The organism is Mycobacterium kyogaense (assembly GCF_003254575.1).
GTDB lineage: Bacteria > Actinomycetota > Actinomycetes > Mycobacteriales > Mycobacteriaceae > Mycobacterium > Mycobacterium kyogaense.
Genome location: NZ_QJUA01000100.1, coordinates 1 through 1402 on the forward strand (window position 1 = coordinate 1; position 1402 = coordinate 1402).

A 1402-nucleotide genomic window follows, 5' to 3' on the forward strand; every position below is an offset into this window, starting at 1 on the left:
GGGCGAGGTAGTGGGGGTCGCGGTGGCCGCCGGGGCGGGCGATCACGGCGGTGGCGCCGGTGGTCAAGGGCCAGAACACTTCCCAGACGGAGGTGTCGAAGCTGATGGGGGTTTTGACCAGCATGCGATCAGAGGCGTCGAGAGGGTAGGCGTGCTGTAGCCACAGGATGCGATTGACGATGCCGACGTGCGGCACGGCAATGCCCTTCGGAACGCCCGTCGACCCTGAGGTGTAGAGGATGTAGGCCACGGAGTCGGGATGTACCGGCGCCAAGGGCGGTGGGGCCGAATCCTGTTGTGCAATGGCGACCTCGCGCGATTCGTCGACGACGATGGCCGGTGCGGCGTCGGTGATCATGTGGTCCAGGCGGGCGGCAGGGTAGTCGGGGTCCAGGGGCAGGAACGCGGCACCGGTTTTGGTGGTGGACAGCAGGGCGACGATCAGTTCCAGGGAGCGCGGCAGTCGGATGCCGACCACTGCGCCGGGTACGGCGCCCTGGTCGCGTAGCCGTGCGGCGAATCGGTCCGACCACGCCTCGAGCTCGCGATAGGTCATCTCGACACCCTCATAGGACAGCGCAACAGCATGAGGTGTGCGTGCAGCCTGCGCCGACACCAACGCCGCCAAACCTGTCCGCGGCACCGGATGGGCGGTGTCGTTGCGTGCTGCCAGCGCGGCTCGTTCGGAGGCCGTCACGATCTCGAGGTCACCGATTGGAATCATGCGGTCTCGTGCGATCTGAGTGAGCAGCGATACCAGTCGCCTGGCGAGGGTGCGCGCGGTCTCCCGGTCGAACAGGTCGGCGCTGTATTCGACGGTGAGTGTCGCTGCGTCGTCGGGGTGTTCGGTGAGGGTCAGGCCGAGGTCGAACATCGCGGTCGTCGCCGTGTGCTCATGCCAGCGGACGGGGAGGCCGAACAGGGTGGTGTCGTCGTCGGTGTCGCGGTGGTGGGCGATGAAGACGTTGAACAAGGGGTTGCGGCCGGGTACCCGCGGTGGGTTCAGCGTTTCGACGATGCGGTCGAAGGGCAGGTCGGCGTGGGCGAATGCGGCGAGATCCGCTGTGCGGATGCGAGTGAGCAGTTCGGTGAAGGTGGGGTTGCCCGAGACATCGGTGCGCAGCACGACGGTGTTGACGAACAGACCGATGAGCTCGCTCAACACGGTGTCGTCGCGGCCGGCGACCGGAGTACCGACGACGATGTCGCCACCGCCGCCCAACCGGTGGAGGAGTGCGGCGACCGCGGCATGGAGCACCATCAGCATGCTCGCCTGCCCATCCGAGGCCACACCACGCAGTGCCGCGACGCTCCCGGGATCGAGCGCCAGATCCACTGCGCCGCCGGTGCCTGATGGTGTTGTGGGGCGGGGTCGGTCGGTGGGTAGGGGGGTTTCGTCGGG

General features: G+C 67.6%; 1 protein-coding gene. It reads right to left on the minus strand.

Features of this window, described 5'->3' with window-relative positions; translation table 11 throughout:
* Positions 1 to 1336 (minus strand): AMP-binding protein (locus tag DMB80_RS27735; protein ID WP_162938736.1); only part of this gene is annotated, 1336 nt, incomplete at its 3' end.
* Between the last annotated feature and the right edge of the window lie 66 nt (positions 1337 to 1402).